Raw genomic sequence first — 1,087 nt, 5'->3', positions numbered from 1 at the left:
TCCCGGCACGTCAGGTTCCCTTGCCTACGTATGCGTTTCAGCGTGAGCGGTATTGGCCTGTTCCGGGGGTTGGTGTGAGGGGTGTTGCTGCTGATTTCGGGTTGGCGGAGGCGGGGCATCCGTTGCTTGGGGCGGTGGTGGAGTCGGCGGATGGTGGTCGGGTTGTGCTGTCGGGGCGGCTGTCGGTTGCCGGGCAGGTGTGGTTGGCGGATCACGTGGTCCATGGGGCTGTGGTGTTCCCGGGGACGGGTTTTGTGGAGTTGGTGGTCCGGGCCGGGGAGCAGGTGGGATGCGGCTGTGTTGAGGAGCTGGTGATCGAGGCTCCGCTGGTGCTGCCCGAGGAGACGGGCGTGCGGCTCCAGGTTGTGGTGGAGAAGGCTGAGGGTGAGCGGTGGGATGTGCAGGTCTTTTCGCTGCGGGAGGACGCGGTGGCGGGCGGGTCATGGACTCGGCACGTCAGTGGTGTGCTGATGCCGGGTGGGTCGGTCGGAGCTGTGGTCGGATCTGATGGGTCCGGGTCCGGGTTTGGTGGGTTGGTGGATGTGTGGCCTCCGGTGGGTGCGGAGGTTGTGGGGATTGAGGGTTTTTATGGGCGGGCGGCTGAGGCTGGCTTGGTGTATGGGCCGGTGTTTCGTGGGCTGAGGGGTGTGTGGCGGCGTGGTGAGGAGGTTTTTGCCGAGGTTGAGTTGGGCTCGGTTGGTGTGAGTGGTGGTTTTGGTGTGCATCCGGCGTTGTTGGATGCGGCGTTGCATGCGGTTGGTGTGGGTGGGGTTGGTGGTGTTTCGGCGGGTGTGAGTGTGCTGCCGTTCTCGTGGTCGGGTGTGGTGGTGCGGGGTCTGGGCTCGGGTGTGTTGCGGGTTCGGTTGTGTGGGGTGGAGAGCGGCGACGGGGTGTCGTTGTGGGCGGTTGATGGTTCGGGTGTGCCGGTGGTGTCTGTGGAGCGTCTCGCGTTGCGTGCGGTGACCGCTGATCAGATCGGGTCGGCTGGCCGGTCGGTGCGTGACGAGGCGTTGTTCGGGGTGGAGTGGACGGCGGTGTCCGGGCTGTCGGCGGCGCCGGAGGCCGGCCGCTGGCTCGTCGTGGGAGA

The 1,087-nt window shown here is 66.5% G+C and carries 1 protein-coding gene; it reads left to right on the top strand.

Annotated elements, in window-relative coordinates; translation table 11 throughout:
• Positions 1 to 74: 74 nt before the first annotated feature.
• On the top strand, positions 75 to 1,087 hold a 1,013-nt coding region (locus ACIP8W_RS31975; protein WP_402205924.1), incomplete at its 3' end, for a polyketide synthase dehydratase domain-containing protein.

It is taken from the genome of Streptomyces sp. NPDC088554 (assembly GCF_044752945.1).
Lineage (GTDB): Bacteria > Actinomycetota > Actinomycetes > Streptomycetales > Streptomycetaceae > Streptomyces.
The sequence above is the reverse complement of the archived record's forward strand: the minus strand, read 5'-3'. Positions and strand labels throughout refer to the sequence as shown.